This is a genomic window from Actinomadura macra NBRC 14102 (assembly GCF_001552215.1).
GTDB lineage: Bacteria > Actinomycetota > Actinomycetes > Streptosporangiales > Streptosporangiaceae > Spirillospora > Spirillospora macra.
In genome coordinates, this window is record NZ_BCQT01000002.1 from 1 (window position 1) to 16,181 (window position 16,181).

Genomic DNA, 16,181 nt, shown 5'->3' on the forward strand with positions numbered 1-16,181 from the left:
GGCCGCGGCCGCCGCGCCGGTGCAGCGTCCGCGCGAGGTCGGCGAGCTCGACGTCGGCGTGGGACAGCAGCCACCCGGCGAGGACGGCCGCATGGTCGCGAACGCGGTCGTCGGTGGTGTCCGACAGCGGGAACGTGCGGACGGCGGCGGGACGGACGGGCCGCTTCGCCGCAGCGGCCTCCTCCAGCAGGATGTGCGCGTTCGTCCCGCCGAACCCGAAACCCGACACGCCCGCGCGGGTGGGACGGCCCCGCTCCGGCCAGGGCGTCTGCTCCGCGACGACCATCAGCCGCAGATCATCGAACGGGATGTGCGGGTTGGGCTTCGCGTAGTGCACGCTCGGCGGGATCGTCCGGTGGTGCAGCGCCAGCACGGTCTTGATCAGTCCCGCGACGCCGGCGGCCGACTCCAGGTGCCCGAGGTTGGACTTGGCGGAGCCGATCAGCAGCGGCTCGTCCGCCGGACGGCACGCGCCCAGCACCTCGCCGAGCGCCCTCGCCTCGATCGGGTCGCCGAGGAACGTGCCCGTCCCGTGCGCCTCCACATAGTCGACCTCGCGGGTGGCGACGCCCGCCGCCGCGTACACCGCGCGGAGCAGCGCCCGCTGCGCACCCGCGTTCGGTGCGACCAGGCCGTTGGAGCGCCCGTCGGAGTTCACGCCCGAGCCCCGGATGACGGCGAGGACCCGGTCGCCGTCGCGCACCGCGTCCGGCAGCCGCTTCAGGACGAGCGCGCCGCAGCCCTCCGCGCGGACCATCCCGTCCGCGGACGCGTCGAACGGCTTGCAGCGCCCGTCCGCCGCCGTCCCGCCCGCGAGGTCGAACGTCATCGTGACGGCCGGCGACAGCAGCAGGTTCACGCCGCCCGCGAGCGCCATGTCCGCCTCGCCGCCGCGCAGCGCCTGCACCGCGAGGTGCGTGGCGACCAGCGACGACGAGCACGCCGTGTCGACGACCATGCTGGGGCCGCGCAGATCGAGCAGGTACGACAGCCGGTTCGCGATGATGGCCGGCGCCGCGCCCGTCGCCGTGAACGGTTCCAGCGCGGCCGGATCGGAGGCGGTGAACGCCGCGTACTCCGGCGCCGAAACACCGACGAACACCCCGGTGCGGCTGCCGCGCAGCGACGCCGGGCCGATGCCCGCGTGTTCGAACGCCTCCCAGGCCACCTCCAGGACGAGGCGCTGCTGCGGGTCCATGACCGCCGCCTCGCGCGGGGTGATGCCGAAGAACCGCGCGTCGAACCCGGCGAGGTCGTCCAGGAATCCGCCGCGGCGCGTCGTCCTCGCGAGCAGGTCGCCGACTTCGGGGGAACCGTCGTCGTAGGGATCCCAGCGGCCGTCCGGGACCTCGCGGATCGCGTCACCGCGTCCGGTGAGGAAACGCCAGTAGTCCTCGGGGCCGGTCAGGTCACGCTCGCCGCCGGGGAGGCGGCAGCCGATGCCGATCACGGCGATCGGCTCGTGGGCGGCGGCGGGCCCCGGCGCGAGGGCGGGTGCGGGGACGGGCCGGGCTCCGGTGAGCGCCGCGGAGAGTCGGTCGATCGTCGGATGTTCCCAGGCCAGCGTGGCGGGCAGGGCGCGGCCGAGCATCTGCTCCAGCTCGCCCGCGATGGCGACGGCGTCTCGGGAGGCCAGGCCGAACTCCTCCAGCGGACGGTCGGGATCGACTTCGGCGGCGGGCACCCGGGAGCGGCGCGCGATCTGCTCGATCAGATACCGGCGGAGCGCGTCCTCGCTGATCGGGGAGTCGTCCCGGGCGGGGGTCGGCGCGGATCCGGAACGATCGTTGCTCTGCATGCCGTGGGTTCCCCCCATGAAACCGGGATCCTTCATCGAAGCGGAGGGACCACTTTGTCCCACGGTGACCGGCTCACGATGCGCATCCAGACCACTTTTCTCCGTCCCCGCTTGTCACGGTGATGACAAGACTCAGGAGTAGTCGGTGTGGCTCGATGGGATAGTTGAGGTTCCCGGGCACACGGCAGGTGAGTGACCGGTCACCAACATGTAGTGACGATAGCGACCAGTGCGTCGAGGGGGAAGCGCCATCTCCCGACGCAACCGGGACGACACGTCGGACGGACAGTGACCCGCGGCCGATACCGGTGGACGCTGGCGGTGGTGGCCGTCAGCGCATTCATGATCACCATGGACAACACGGTGGTCGCCAACGCGCTGCCCACCATCATGCGCGACCTCGGAATGTCCAACGCGGCCAAGGACTGGGTCGCGACCGGCTACATCCTGATGTTCTCCGCACTGATGATCGCGGGCGGGCGGCTCACCGACGTCTTCGGCCGCCGCGTCGTCTTCGTCTCGGGCATGGCCGTCTTCACCGCCGCGTCCGCCGTCTGCGGCCTGGCCCCCGACCCGGCGACCCTGATCCTCGCCCGCGTCGTGCAGGGCGCCGGCGCCGCGCTCGCGCTGCCCGCCACCCAGGTCATGGTCACCGTCGGACGCACCGACCGGCAGCGCTCCCTCGGCACGATCGTCTGGGTCGGCGCCGCGGCGGGCGCCACCGCCCTCGGCCCCGCCATCGGCGGGTTCATCGTCCAGCGGTGGGACTGGGGCTGGATCTTCCTCATCAACATCGTCCCCGGCGTCCTGGTCATCCTGCTCGGCCTGGTCGTCCTCAGCGGCACGGCCGACGACCGCGACGCCCGTGTGGACCTGCCCGGCCTCCTGATCTGCACGACGATGCTGTTCGCCTTCGTCCTCGGGCTGGAGAACGGCAACCGGCACGGCTGGGCCGACCCGTCGGCCATCAGCGTGTTCGCCCTCGCCGCCCTCGCGCTGGGCTGTTTCGTCCTCGTCGAGAGCTGGGCCCCGGACCCGATGATCGACCTGCGGTTCTTCCGCAACCGGGTCTTCGCGGGCGGGCTGGCGTCCCAGATGCTGTACGGCATCGGCTTCAACGGCATGGTCTTCTACTCCGCGACGTTCCTCCAGCGCTACCTCGGTTTCTCACCGCCCCGGGCCGGGCTCGTCCTGCTGCCCCCGGCCATCACGATCATGGTGATGACCCCCGTCGCGTTCTGGCTGGCCGCCAAGCTCGGTCCCCGTCCCGCGATCGGCGGCGGCCTCGCGCTCATGGCGTTCGGCATGGTCATGTTCTCCACCCTCCAGCGCGGCGACGGCTACGCCGACCTCATGCCCGGCGTCCTCGTCGTCGGCGTCGGCGCCGCCCTGGGCATGCCCCTCGTGATGTACGTCCTGAGGTCCGTCCCGGAGGAGCGGGCGGGCGTCGCCGGTGGCGTCATCAACGTCGTCCGCGAGGCGTCCGGCGCCTTCGGGATCGCCATCCTCGGGCTGCTCGTCCACCACGTCCCCGATGAGGGCGCGAGCCCCGCCGCACTGGAGACGTTCCGGGACGGCACCTCCGCCGGCCTCGTCCTCGGTGCCGTCCTCGTCCTCGTGGGCGGCCTGATCAGCGGGCTCACCCTCCCCCGCCGCCGGCCCCGGACCGGCGAGCGGCCCTCTCTCGTCACCGACCGCCCCGATCCCGTCCTCGCCGGTGTCGGCGTCATTCCGCGAGACCCGCCGCCCGCCCTCCAGACCACCGCGGACCCCGCCGCGAACAAGCCCCTGACCATCTCCTGGAAGGACGGGCGGCGACCCCGCCATCCCGACAAACCGCCGGACGAGTTCACCTGGACCGGCGCACCGCTCCCCTGGCCCGCGCCTCCCGAAGGCTGGTACGAGCCCTACGTCCCCGACGACGACCCGACGGGCGAGACGCAGGTCAGCCCGCGCAACGACGCATGGTGAGGGGACGACGGTGCGCAGGATCGTGATCTTCTCTGCCGGGTCGCGGGGGGACATCCAACCCTGCGTGGCGCTGGGACGGGCCCTACGCGCGGCGGGCGATGAGGTGCGGCTCGTCGCGAGTGCCCGGTACGCACCGATGGCGGCCGCCGCGGGACTCGAACTCGCACCGCTCACGGTGGACCCGACGGAGATCCTCGAATCGGACGCGGGGCAGGAACTCCTCGCCGGCGGACGGAACCCCGTGACATTCCTCCGCGGGTTCCGGTGGATCCTCCGGCCGCTGGCCGAACGCCTGCTCGCCGAATGCCTGGACGCCTGCAAGGGCGCCGACCTCGTCCTGGGCCCCACCCTGGCCTTTCTTCCCGAGCACATCGGGCAGCACCTCGGCATCCCCTGGGCGCTGATCCACTTCCAGCCGAGCCAGCCCACGACGGCGTTCCCGCACCCGTTCGTCCCGCAGGCGCGGCTGCTCGGCCCGTGGGCGAACCGGACGAGCTTCCACGCGGTCGAACAGATCGCGTGGCAGCTGTCGCGGCCGTTCATCAACCCCTGGCGGGATCAGGTCCTCGGACTCCACCGCATCCCCATGCAGGGCGCCCGCCATGACAGGGCACCGGTACTGGCGTGCTTCAGCCCGGTCGTGGTGCCCCGCCCCAAGGACTGGCCCCCCTACGTGACCATGACCGGATACTGGTTTCTGGACGAGCCCGACTGGGAGCCTCCCGGAGAGGTCGCGGAGTTCCTCGCCGCCGGGCCTGCGCCGGTCTATGTCGGGTTCGGCAGCATGGTCCCCAAGGACGCGCGCCTGACCGGCCAGATCGTCCGGACGGCGCTCCGACTCGCCGGGGTCCGCGGCGTCGTGCAGGGTGACCCGGCCAGCTCGGATGAGCGCGTCCTCGCCGTCCGGGACGTCCCGCACTCGTGGCTGTTCCCGAGAACGGCCGCGGTCGTGCACCACGGAGGCGCGGGCACGACCGCCGCCGGGCTGCGCGCGGGTGTCCCGTCCGTGGTGTGCCCGTTCTTCGGCGACCAGCCCTTCTGGGGCGAACGCGTCGCCGCGCTGGGCGCCGGCCCGCGCCCGCTGCCCTTCCGCACCCTCACGGTCGCTCGGCTGGCGGCAAGAATCCGGCACGCCGTCCAGGACGGCGAGATGGCCGAACGTGCGAAGTCCGCGGCCCGCCGGATCCAGGACGAGGACGGAGTCGCCCGCGCCCGCGAGATCATCGACAACCTCCTCTGCTGAGGCTCACGGCCGTCCCGTCCTCACGACTCCGGTGTGTTTCTCCAGCGCCAGGCCGTGCCGTCCGGGGACGGGACGATTTCGCGTTTCACGCGGTTCGCGGGGTCGGGGATCGGTTGTTCCCAGCGCACGGCGTAGGGGAAGGGCTGGTCGTCCGGGAGCGGCGGGGCGGCCACCACAACGCCCGGCGGGCCGGCCCGTTCGCGCAGGTCCATGCGGGCGTGCAGGCCGGCGAGCGGGCCCGGCAACCACCAGTTGGCCGAACCCATGAACCGCATCGTGGCCGGGACGAGGAGGGAGCGCACGAGCGCCGCGTCCACGACGACGGCGACGAACATGCCGACGCCGATCAGCTTGACGACGGTGATGCCGGCCATGCTGAACGCGGCGATGACCACGAGGAACAGCAGCGCGGCGCTGGTGATGATGCCGCCGGTGTGCTGCATTCCGGACGCGACGGCGACGCGGTTGTCGTGGGTGCGGTCCCATTCCTCACGGATGCGGCTCAGCAGGAAGACCTCGTAGTCCATGGACAGCCCGAAGACGACCGCCAGGATGAGGATCATGCTGGTGGCCTCGACGCCGCCGGTCGGGGTGAAGTCCAGCAGGCCGGCGAGATGCCCGTACTGGAAGCCCCAGACGATCGCGCCGAAGGACGCGCCGATCGACAGCACGTTCATCACGATGGCCTTCAACGGCAGCACGAGCGAGCCGAAGAACATGAAGAGCAGGACGAACGTGGCCAGCCCGACGGCGAGCGCCATCTTCGGCAGGGTGCGCATGAGACTGGACATCAGGTCCATCTGCGCGGCCGTGCTGCCGCCGACATCGATATGCATCGGGTAGCCGTCCTTGGACAGGCTCATCCCTCGAACCGTCGACACGAGGTCCTGCGCTCGCCGGTCCATGGGCTCGTACTTGTGCGTGACGGAGATGCGCACGCCTCCGTACTCGCCCGAGTAACCGGTGAACTGCGCGTCGACCACACCGGGCAGCGCCCCCAGTCGTCTCCGGAAGTCCTCCAGGTACGGCGGGACGTTGTCGCCCTTGCGGACGGGTTTCCAGTTACGGGGGATCAAGTCCCCAGACACCACCACGTCGATGGGTTCGGCGGATCCGTTGGGGAAGTTCTGCTTGACGGTCTCCGCGACGGCCCGCGTCGCGCTGTCCTTGGGCAGCACACGGGCATCGAGGCTGGCGAACTGGACGTTCAGGAACGGGCCGAACATCACACCGAGGATGACCAGGACGGCCGCGAAGTAGGGCAGCGGGTGCTTCATCACGCTGTTGCCCAGGCGGTACCAGAAACCACTGTCCGGGCTGTGTTCCACCCCGAGGCGCACGCGCCTCGATGTAGAACGGCGCCAAGGCATCCGTCCCCACTCGACGCGCGCCCCCAGAAGCGCCAAGAGGGTGGGCAGCAACACGGTCGCGCCGAAGACCGCCACCATGACGGTGGCTATCCCGGCGAGCCCGATCGTCCGCAGGAACATCTGTGGGAAGAGGAGCAGCCCGCCGAGCGCGGCGGACACGGTGACGCCGGAGACCATGATGGTCCGTCCGGCGGTGGCCATGGTCGCGCCCAAGGCGGCCTCCCGCGGCGGACGCATGGCCTCCTGGTGCGCCTGTTTCGCGTCCTTGCGCGCCTGACCGCGTTCCCGTGTCCACGGTTTCCCAGGATCAAGACCCTCCGCGGTCACACTCCGGTCCAGTTCCTCCCGGAAACGGCTGATGATGAACAGCGAGTAGTCGATCGCCAGACCGACACCCATCATCGTGACGACCTCCAGGGCGAAGGAGGTCACGTCCGCTGCGTAGGTGACGATGTGCAGGACGGCCAGGCCACCGATCATCGAGAACACCGCCACGACCATCGGCAGCAGCGAGGCGGCGAAGGCGCCGAAGAGGATCATGAGGAGGAGCAGCAGCGGCAGCGCGGTGATGGTCTCGGCGCGCACGATGTCCGCGGTGACCTGCTCGCCGAACTCCTGGCCGAGCGGGATGCCGCCGCCGAACCGCGTGCCGAGCCCCGGCGCCCGAAGCGCGTCCTTGATCGCCTTGTAGTTCTTCAGCTTGGCGGGATCGTCCTCGCCGCGCAGCTTCACCGCGACGAACGTCTCGCGCCGGTCGCGGGACGCGAACGACGCCGCGCCCTTGCCGCCGATCGACCAGTACGAGATGGTCTCGGCGACCCGCGCCTTGGGCAGCCGCGCGATCGTGGTGACGACGGCGGCCTTGTAGCGCGGATCGTCCACCGTCATGGTGTCGCTCTTGTAGAGGACGAGGACGTCGGGGCTGGTGTTGCCGAAATAGGTCCCGCCGAGCTTGGTGACCAGCGTGGACGAGGCGTCGGGGTCCTCGAAGCCGCCCGCCTTGAACTTGGCGAGAACGCCCACACCGAAGGCGCCCGCCACCCCGGTCAGCACCAGGATCAGCACGAGGCTCGACCAGCGCCGCCGGTGGATGAGCCGCCCCAGCCCCGAAAGCATGTCGCGGATGCTACCGGCGTGACGCCAGGCGAGCGGCGGTCGTCGGCAGCGCGCCGTCCCGGTAGCGCCGCCGGGTGGCCGCACGCGCGATCTTCCCGCTGGAGGTGCGGGAGACGCCGCCCGGCTCGATCAGCACGAAGTCGTGGACGCTCATCTCGTGCTCGACGGTGACGGCCGCGCGCACCGCCGTCTCCACCTCGCGCAGGTCGAGCCGGCCGAGCGGGACGCGCCTGTTGCGCTCGGCCACGATGACGAGCTTCTCGGTCTCCTCGCCCTGCGACGCGAACGCTGCGACGTGGTCAGGGCGGACGGCGAGGTGTGCCTCCTGCGTGGTGAGCTCGATGTCCTGCGGATAGTGGTTCCGGCCGTCCACGATGATGAGGTCCTTGATGCGGCCCGTGACATACAACTCGCCCTCGTGGACGAGACCGTAGTCGCCGGTCCTCGTCCAAGGCCCGGACGGCAACGCGCCCGGCTCGGACAGCTCACCGCCGAACGTGCTCTGGCTCCGCTCCGGGTTGCGCCAGTAGCCGGCGGCGGTGTTGGGCCCATGCACCCAGATCTCCCCGACACGACCGTCCGGCTGCTCCGTGCGGGTCTCGGGATCGACGATCGCGACGAACTGACCGGACGGCCGTCCGCACGACACCAGCAGGCTGGACCCGTCCTCGCGCAACCGCAGTGTGCCCCGCGTCAGCGCCTCCCGATCCACAGTGATGACCTTCGGGGGACGGTCCTCTGCCGCCGCGGTGACGAAAACGGTCGCCTCCGCCAACCCGTACCCCGGCGCCTGCGCGCCCGGCCGCAGCCCGGCACCCGCGAAGACGTCCGCGAACGTCGACAGCGTGGACGTGCGGATCGGCTCCGCGCCGTTCAGGCACGTCGTCAGCCCGGACAGATCGAGCCCGGAGAGCCTCTCCGCCGACCCCATGGACGTGACGTACTCGTAAGCGAAGTTGGGCCCGGCGGTGTACACGTTCTTCCCCGGACGTTCGGCGATCAGCCTCATCCACCGCATCGGGTTCATGATGAACGACACCGGGTCGGTGAAGATCGCATGGTCGCCGTACACCAGCGGCAGCGCCATCGTCGCGATCAGCCCCATGTCGTGGAACAGCGGCAGCCAGCTCACCAGCTCCGGGTCGGGTTTCCCGGGCGCCCATCCCGACCACAGCTGCACCGCGTTGGCCGTCACGTTCCCATGGGTGATCTCCACCCCGGCCGGCCGCCGCGTGGAACCCGACGTGTACTGCAGGTAGGCCAGGTCGTCGAACCCCACGGGCTCGTCCCGCCACTCGCCGGCCAGACCGGGATCGACCTCCCCGGCGAACACGATCTCCTTCGGCCGCGGGACGTCGTGGTCGGCGAGGAACCTCTCCACCTGCGGCAGCGCGTCCCGTGTCGTGACGACCACCGTGGGCTCCGCGTCCGCGTACGCGCCGATCAGCCGTTCGGCGTGCCCCGGCAGGTCAGGGGAGAACAGCGGCACCGCGACCACGTGCGCGTACAGCGCGCCGAGCATCGTCATCAGGTAGTCGAGAGACTGCGGCAGCAGCAGCGCCGCCCGCTCCCCGGGCCCGGTGACCCGCCGCAACGTCGCCGCCATCGCCCGCGCCCGCCGCTCGACCTCCCCCCACCCCAGCGTGGTCTTCACTCCGGACGGGTCGAGCGAGTAGTCGACGAAGGTGAAGGCCGGCGCGTCGGGCTTCTCTCTGGCCCACCTGGCGAGCCGCTCGATCAGCGGGGTACGGCCGGAGCCGCCGGGCCGGAGTTCGGGAAGCAGCGAGCCCAGTGCCATTGATCTCTCCCGAGGGGACGGGCCGGGCGGGCCATCGGAGGAGGCGCGACGATGAAGGGAAGCTACCCGATGGTAGGCATCGCGCGATATCGCCCCGCGCTCACAGTGGCCGGCGGCGGCTTTGTCACCCCCGTGACAAGCGGCGAACCCCCGAACACCCGGGCGTCCGCGCCGTCACCGGCCGCTACCCCTCCGCGGCGAAGATCTGTTCCACGATTCCCCGCCGGTGCCGGCCCTGGTAGCCCGCCCCCGGCTCCGGCGCGTCCGGAAGCTCGGCGAGGTAGCGGCCTTCGGCCTCGATGAGCTGCTCCAGCTCACCCCGGTCGAGGAACACGCCCTTGCACCCCGGGCACTCCTCGATCACCACCCCGTGACGCTCATGGGTGTCAAGGCCCGACTCGCACTTCGGGCACTGCAGCGACGCGTCTGACATACCGGATCCCCTGTCCGTAACGGCAGCCTTCACTGTCAGCCGGTCAGCTTACCGACACGTCCACCCATGTGGCACGGTGTGCGGACACAGATCGGCTGTCCAGAACCGGCGTATCCCCCGATAGCGTCGCCGCCGCCTTTACTCCTCCACCGTCTCGTCCCGTCCCTCGTCGTCCCGTCCCTCGTCCAGGGTCCGTTCGAACGCCACCCGCCGCCGCCACAACCCCACGCATGCCGCCGCCCACAGCAGCCCGACCTCCGCCATGAGCGCGATCCCGAGGACGACGGCCCAGTCCGTCCCGTCCCCCTCGTCCATCGCGGTCGGCGACATCAGGGTCATCCGGCTCTCCCCGGCCCGAGGCTGTGTGCTCTCCGGCCCCGGCGTCTTCACCAGCGGCAACACCATCGGAGCCGACGGCGCGACAGGCAACTCCGGCCCGCCCGGCGCACTCGCGGGATCCCGTGGACTCCCGGACTCCCGTGGACTCCCGGACTCCGAACCAGCCTGACTGTGCGGCTCTACCGTCCCTCCAGGGCAGGACGCTCCCCGGCACACCCCCGCCACACTGCCGGCGCCACCCTTCGAAGCACCACCGTGGGATGAGGACGCCCCGTGACACGGCCTACCCACAACCCGCTTCCCCTGGGCCTTGCCCTTATGGCAACCCTTGGCAGCGGGCTTTTCGGTCCGGGGCTTTTCGGTCCGGGGCTTGCCGCTATGACACGACTTCCCACTAGACGCGCCACCAACTCCGGCCTGGCCACTGTGACAACCCCCAGGCTTGGGACTGTGCACCTTGGGCTTCCCACTTGACGAGGGCTTGTCACCAGCGCATGGGAACCCAGCCTTGCCACCATGACACCCAGCGCCACTCCCGCCGGTAGGTGGCTGCTCAACAGGCGCGGGCTTGGCACACGGATTCCCGGCCCTGCGACCAGGCGCGCCGTTGTGACATCCAGCATCAGGTCGACTCGGCGCGGCACTGGCGGGCGGCTCCTCGGCAGGCGCGGGGTTCGCACTCACGCTAGGAGGCGGCTCGTCGACGGGCGTGGGTGGCCTCTCGTCCTGGCAAGGCCGGACGGACGTGGTGACCGCACGCGACGAGTCAGGGACGCACAACGCACCACCAGAGAGTGAGAACGTCGCCCGGACCACACGCGAGGACGTGTTGGCGGCGGTGGCCGTCATGACGACACTCAGCGTCTCCATCGCTGCGGCGGACGCGGGGATACGAACCGTGGCCGTTCGTTCATTCACAGACGGCCCGGTGTCTCCCAGGATGCAGCGCAGTTGCTGGGCGGAGACTGTGCAGCCCGGTGAGTGTCTCGTCCAGGACATGGGGCGTTGCGCCATCAGAAGGATGACGGTGTCGCGCGCGATTCCACCGGCCGCGTGGACACGCGCCGTGTAGGTCATCGTGAGGTCAGAACCGCTGCCTCGTCCGCCGGCCATGACCAGGTCGGTCGATAAACGGACCGGTGACGGTTCCCATGCGCCGGTCAAGGCGCCGGCGGACGGGCTCGCCGGCGTCATCGGCGAGACGGCGAGCATGCAGCCCGCTACGATCGCGCCCAAGCGTCTCCCTCGGCCCCCCGTGTGCACCCGATCCCCTCTCCGTCATTCCTGCGGCTGCCAGGGGGGCGGCGACATGGACGCCGGGCGTAGACAGTTATTGCCACCTGGTGGCCGCGAGTAACGTGGCACCCCTCTTTCGTATGGCGAAATATTTTCTCCGTAGAATCAGATGATCGCGGAGAGGGAGGAAACCTGTGGCAGAGGCCGTACGGTCACTGGAGCGCGCGTTCGAGCTGCTGGAACAGATGGCGGACGCGGGCGGCGAGATCACGCTGTCGGAGCTGACGGAGGTCTCCGGGCTGCCGATGCCGACGATCTACAGGCTGATGCGGACGCTCGTGAACCACGGGTACGTACGGCAGGAGCCGTCCAAGCGCTATGCCCTGGGTCCGCGCTTGATCAGGCTCGGGGAGGGGGCGAGCCGCCTGCTGGGGTCGTGGGCGCGGCCCGTCCTGAGCCGGCTCGTGGACGACGTGGGCGAAACGGCCAACATGGCTGTACTCGAAGGCGATGAGGCCGTCTACGTCGCGCAGGTTCCGTCCAAGCACTCGATGCGGATGTTCACCGAGGTGGGACGGCGCGTCCAACCGCACTGCACCGGGGTCGGCAAGGCATTGCTCTCACAGCTCTCGGAGCACAGGGTCAGGGAGATCCTCACCCGAACGGGCATGGAATCACAGACACCCAACACCTTCACCGACCCTGACGCCCTCGTGACGGAACTGGCCCGCATCCGCGAGCAGGGCTACGCGGTGGACGACGAAGAACAGGAGATCGGCGTGCGATGCGTCGCGGTGCCGCTGCTCGGCGCACCCACATTGACGGCGCTCTCGGTGTCGGGGCCGTCCGCGCGCATGACACGCGAGACCGTCGCCGACGTCGTACCCATCATGCGGGACGCCGCTGAGCGGTTCGCCAAGGAGCTGGGGCCGCCCTAGTCGACGGGCTCCCCGACCACCACGGTGGGACGGCCGCCACGCTCCCACATGACGAAGTCCCCGGCGGATTTGACGAGGGCCGCCGCCAGCCACAGGGCCATGCCCGTGTCGTCGACAATGCCCACGACAGGGAACACGTCCGGAATGGCGTCGATCGGAGACACGATGTAGACGATGCCCAGCACCAGCAGTCCAAGCGTCCCGAAGGACATGCCCTTGTACTGACCCCGCAGGACGGACTTCAACATCCGGGGAACGGCGCGGACGCGCTCCAACAGCCCCGGTGCATCAGGTTGCAGGGTCTCGCTGTAGATCTGCCATGCCTGCCCGGCGGCCGCACTGCGCTTCCTGTCCACAGACCCTCCTCTTCACACGTTCAGAGGGCGCGCCCCCGCAACGCCCACGACTTACTACGACGTGACAAGTGCCCGAATTGTTCCCCTTGATGCGACCTGAGACCGCTCACCTTCCACGACGGTCCACGAATTCAGTTACCCGAAGTGAGTTCTGCATCACTCTCACGCCAATTCAGCCGCGCCGCCCCACGCCCACTGCAACTATGAGATAGGGGAACCTCTAACTTCGGGGGAGGAGCGCCGCCTCCCTGGCCTGGCCGTCCAGCACTGCGGGAGCTGACCAACGACATGAGCGGCGACCATTCGATCGACTTCACGCTGCCCGTCCATGGCACAGTCGCGGGCGTCGCCTACATCGCCCTGCCGCCGACCGCGGTGGACGCCGTCGCTTCGGGCCCGACCGGCCTCATCGTCGCGTGGCCCGGCTTCGACCCGCCCCGAACGGCGAGCGCGCTGGCGGCCGCCGTCCCGATGACCGGCGTGCCCGCCTGGCGCGTCTTCATGGACCTGCCGGTCCAGACGCCCGGCGGCCTGGGCTCGGGCGCGATCCTGGAGACCGAGGCCATCGAAGCCTACGGCGCGGCTGTGGAACGTGCCGTCGACGGGCTGCCCGACGCCGTCGCCCAGATCCGCCACCACCTCGGCCTTCCCGACGGCCCGCTCGGGCTCGCCGGATTCAGCGCGGGCGCCTCGACGGCCCTGCTCACCGTGGCGCGCGGCACCCTGCCCATCACCACCGCCGCGCTCATCGCACCCGTCATCGCCCCGTCCCGCGCCGCACGCGCCGTCGAGACACGCGCCGGACGCGACCGAACCTGGACCGACAGTGCCCGCGCACTCGCCGACCGCCTCGACCTCGGTTCCCTGGCGGACGACATCGCCGCACAGGACACGGCCCTGCTCTTCGTCGCCGGCGCCAAGGACCGCGTCGTCCCACCCGGCGAGGTCACCGCCCTGTGCGACCGCCTCCGCGAGGCCGGAGCACCCGCCGCGGAATCCGTCACCCTCCGCATGGGCCACGCACTGACCCCGGAACCCGGCACTGAGGCTCTCCCCCCGATCACCGAGGCCGTCCGCGTGGACAGCGTCCTCACCGACTGGTTCCGCGACGGCCTGGCCGAACCCCGGCCACGCTCACCCGTGGACATCCCACCCATCCAACTCAACCTCCCCGCACCGACCCCACCCACCCAAAACCCGGCCCCACTCCACCCCGACGAGACCCTCCCCAGAGCCACCGCCGCCCACCCTCATTGACCACCAAGCCCTGCCCCGCACCCCAGCAGAGCTCGAACCACAACCCGACCCCGACGGCTGCTAGGCGAGCACCTCGTATCGCACGGGGATGACGCCCGAGCCGGTGCCACCCACCTTGGTCATGGCGGCCTTGGAGAGGTCCAGGCAGCGGCCGCCCGCGTAGGGGCCGCGGTCGTTGATGCGGACGATGACCGAACGGCCGTTGTTCTTGTTGGTCACGCGGACCTTGGAGCCCATCGGCAGGGTCTTGTGGGCGGCCGTCAGTGCGGTCGGGTCGAAGGGTTCGCCGCTGGCGGTCATCTGCCCCTCCCAGTAGTAGGAGGCTTGGCATGAGCCGGACTGGAGGACCTTGCGGGGCTTCTTCTTCGGCTTGGGCTTCGGCTTGTGCTCGGGTTCCGCGTTCTTCTTCGGGCTCGGCTCTGGGGAGCGTGTGCCGCCGCGGCTGGCGCGGGTGGGCGCGGTTCTCGGCGGGTCCGCCTGCGGTGTGGTCGCCTGTGGCGAGGTCTGCGCGGCTTGCGCCGATTCGGCGGAACTGTCGCCGTTGAAGAGGGTGAAGGCGCCGGCCGTGAGAAGGGCGACGGCGATTCCGGAAGCGATCAGGATTGTGCGGAGGCGTGCTTGAGGGCTACCCACGAAGGAGTCCTTTGGTCGGGGACAGGGCCCCGGACGCCCGGTGTTCGTCACCACCGTTCAGCGGCAGGTTCAGGTGACCTCCACGTCCCCGAATCCCTTGCCGCCGGCGGGCTCTCTCACCCGTCTTCGCGCTGATCTCTTAGGCGCGTCCGCGTCATCGCGGAACCGGCGTCCGGCAGGTGCGGCGGGAACGCTTCTTCACTTTTGATCACCGTAGGCGCCGCACAAGTCCTTGACCGTACGGTGTGTCGGGCGTGAATCAAACGCAGGGCCCTGGTTTGTGGGGTTTATCACCCTCTTCTTTGCCCTCCGAAGCTGATCAACTGCGCGCGGTGACTGGATTTGAAGATCCACTTTACTGGCACCGGAAGGTGTGATTTCGGACAGATAACGCGCAGTTACCAGACAATAAAACGGGGCGTTCCACATAGTGTGGAACGCCCCGTTGGACGTGGCGGGAGGTCGTCAGCCCAGGCCGGTGACGGGAAGGCTGGTGGCCTGGATCGGCAGCTGCGGCAGGCCGCCGCCCAGGAGCCCCGTGGACGGACGCGGCCGCGCGACGCGCTTGCCCGGCGGTGTCTGGTGCGGTTTGGTCGGCAGGGCCTTGGACGGGGTGGACGCATGGTCCGCGGCCTTCAGTACCTCGACCACCTGGCCTCTGGTGGTGTCGACACCGGAGCCCGCCTCGTGGACGACGTCGCCCGCCTGGTCGACGACACCGTCGTCCGGCGACGGGCGCGTGAGGCCCCGGTGGGCGGCGGGCGGGAAGAGCGCCGAGTAGCTCACCGGGAGGCCGAGTGCCTCCGCGGAGCGGACCGCACCTGGGACGACGCCCATCAGGTTGAGGCCGCGCGGCCTGTCGGTGGTGCGGCGGGCGTCCGGAAGGATCGGGCTGTTGGAGGCGGACCGGGTGACCGCGGCGATCTTGTTGAGCGGGCCGGCCTGGACCTGCTTGGTGGCCTTCGTGGCGTTGCCGATGACCTTGCCGGTGCTGTCGACGACGTTGCCCGCCGCGTCCACGGGGTTCTTCGGGGACGGGCCGGCGGCGCGACGCTCAAGGCAGCCGCGCCGGGCACCGCCCAGGTTGCCGGCGTTCACCGGAAAACTCCCGATCACCTGGTCCAGGGGGCACGCGTGCGCGCCGGTAGCGGTCCTGGCGGTGCGGGGGCGGGGCGTCCTCTTCGGCTTGGACTTCAGGACACCGTCGACGGTCCCCGTGGCCGTCCCGGTGACCTGGGCGGCGGGGGTCGCGGCCGAAACCGGGACGACGTCGGACGGGAGGGAGCGCGCGACCGGCGCGGTGGTTCCGTAAAGGATCTCGGCGGACGGGCCCTGCGTGGCGTTCGCCGGTGCGACCGCCACGGCGAGCGCCGCGGCCATCGGGACGAGGACGGACACGCTGAGCAGGTTTCTGGCGGATCGATGCATTCTTTTCCCCGGTTTCGGATTGACCCTACGCGGTGTGTGCGCCCGCGTTGTCCGGCGCACCGTCGACCGGGGACGCTAGTACAGACCGGCAGCACGCACAGCCGATACGGGAATCAATTGGGGGAGAGAATATGGATCGCGGGAATTGATCGACGACATCCCAGCCAACGCTATATTCCGACAAGGGTCGGTAAAGTCGGAGATTCTTCCCCGGATGATTAGGGATAATCCTGGCCTTGATGGCGCCTGGAACGCGAAGCGGGGG

General features: G+C 70.3%; 12 protein-coding genes. 4 read left to right on the top strand and 8 right to left on the bottom strand.

What is annotated here, in order from left to right:
* Window positions 1-1,816 (bottom strand): beta-ketoacyl synthase N-terminal-like domain-containing protein (locus tag AMA02S_RS01195; RefSeq protein WP_245667299.1); only part of this gene is annotated, 1,816 nt, incomplete at its 3' end.
* A 270-nt stretch (window positions 1,817-2,086) separates the two neighbouring features.
* Between AMA02S_RS01195 and AMA02S_RS01200 the strand changes: the two genes are divergently transcribed.
* Both AMA02S_RS01200 and AMA02S_RS01205 read left to right on the top strand, forming a co-directional pair.
* The gene (locus tag AMA02S_RS01200) at window positions 2,087-3,769 is read left to right on the top strand and encodes an MFS transporter (protein WP_084264412.1); all 1,683 of its coding nucleotides are present in this window, start codon (window positions 2,087-2,089) and stop codon (window positions 3,767-3,769) included.
* A 10-nt stretch (window positions 3,770-3,779) separates the two neighbouring features.
* On the top strand, window positions 3,780-5,012 hold the full coding sequence (locus AMA02S_RS01205) for a glycosyltransferase (RefSeq protein WP_067450192.1): 1,233 nt from the start codon (window positions 3,780-3,782) through the stop codon (window positions 5,010-5,012).
* A gap of 20 nt (window positions 5,013-5,032) precedes the next feature.
* Here the strand turns inward: AMA02S_RS01205 and AMA02S_RS01210 are convergent, their stop codons facing one another.
* The 4 genes from AMA02S_RS01210 to AMA02S_RS41200 form a co-directional block, all read right to left on the bottom strand.
* A complete protein-coding gene (locus tag AMA02S_RS01210; RefSeq protein WP_067451430.1) occupies window positions 5,033-7,498 on the bottom strand; it encodes an MMPL family transporter in 2,466 nt (821 codons plus the stop codon).
* A gap of 10 nt (window positions 7,499-7,508) precedes the next feature.
* Window positions 7,509-9,296, bottom strand: a complete 1,788-nt coding sequence (locus tag AMA02S_RS01215) for a fatty acyl-AMP ligase (protein WP_067450195.1) — start codon at window positions 9,294-9,296, stop codon at window positions 7,509-7,511.
* A gap of 184 nt (window positions 9,297-9,480) precedes the next feature.
* Window positions 9,481-9,729, bottom strand: a complete 249-nt coding sequence (locus AMA02S_RS01220) for a TFIIB-type zinc ribbon-containing protein (protein WP_067450198.1) — start codon at window positions 9,727-9,729, stop codon at window positions 9,481-9,483.
* 138 nt (window positions 9,730-9,867) lie between these two features.
* Entirely contained in the window at window positions 9,868-10,068 is a 201-nt protein-coding gene (locus AMA02S_RS41200; RefSeq protein ID WP_157430310.1) for a hypothetical protein, read from the bottom strand.
* 1,430 nt (window positions 10,069-11,498) lie between these two features.
* Here AMA02S_RS41200 and AMA02S_RS01235 point away from each other — a divergent pair.
* Window positions 11,499-12,242 (top strand): IclR family transcriptional regulator, encoded by a 744-nt coding sequence (locus AMA02S_RS01235; protein ID WP_067450208.1) that lies wholly within the window; start codon window positions 11,499-11,501, stop codon window positions 12,240-12,242.
* On the opposite strand, the gene AMA02S_RS01240 is transcribed toward AMA02S_RS01235, so the two are convergent.
* The gene (locus tag AMA02S_RS01240; protein WP_067450211.1) at window positions 12,239-12,598 is read right to left on the bottom strand and encodes a YkvA family protein; all 360 of its coding nucleotides are present in this window, start codon (window positions 12,596-12,598) and stop codon (window positions 12,239-12,241) included. The two genes, AMA02S_RS01235 and AMA02S_RS01240, sit on opposite strands and share 4 nt — an antisense overlap.
* Before the next feature lie 288 nt (window positions 12,599-12,886).
* Between AMA02S_RS01240 and AMA02S_RS01245 the strand changes: the two genes are divergently transcribed.
* On the top strand, window positions 12,887-13,855 hold the full coding sequence (locus AMA02S_RS01245; protein ID WP_067450214.1) for an alpha/beta hydrolase: 969 nt from the start codon (window positions 12,887-12,889) through the stop codon (window positions 13,853-13,855).
* Window positions 13,856-13,915: 60 nt separating this feature from the next.
* Here the strand turns inward: AMA02S_RS01245 and AMA02S_RS44580 are convergent, their stop codons facing one another.
* Both AMA02S_RS44580 and AMA02S_RS01255 read right to left on the bottom strand, forming a co-directional pair.
* Window positions 13,916-14,488 (bottom strand): septal ring lytic transglycosylase RlpA family protein, encoded by a 573-nt coding sequence (locus AMA02S_RS44580; RefSeq protein WP_067450217.1) that lies wholly within the window; start codon window positions 14,486-14,488, stop codon window positions 13,916-13,918.
* Window positions 14,489-14,953: 465 nt separating this feature from the next.
* Window positions 14,954-15,916, bottom strand: coding sequence for a hypothetical protein (locus tag AMA02S_RS01255; RefSeq protein ID WP_067450220.1), 963 nt, complete (start codon window positions 15,914-15,916; stop codon window positions 14,954-14,956).
* Window positions 15,917-16,181: the final 265 nt, after the last annotated feature.